Below are 203 nucleotides of genomic sequence, written 5' to 3' on the forward strand. Positions count from 1 at the left end.
TGCATCGGTAGCAGTCGCTTCCACCGTGTAGCTACCTTCAGCCAGTTCTGCAGGGACATCGGCACTGAAGGTACCGTCAGGTTGCACGGTAGCGGTGACGGTTTGTGCATCGCCGTTGGCATCGGTGACCGTCAGCGTAACTGATTCGCCCGCTGGCAGATCGGTGGTGCCTGAAATAGTTGGTGTGGTGTCGTTACCGGTAC

The 203-nt window shown here is 58.1% G+C and carries 1 protein-coding gene; it reads right to left on the reverse strand.

Going from position 1 to position 203, the window contains the following annotated elements; all coding sequences use genetic code 11:
• Positions 1 to 203 (reverse strand): Ig-like domain-containing protein (locus ACXAH4_RS20135; protein ID WP_474883171.1); only part of this gene is annotated, 203 nt, incomplete at both ends.

The organism is Alteromonas sp. ABV2_168 (assembly GCF_056161165.1).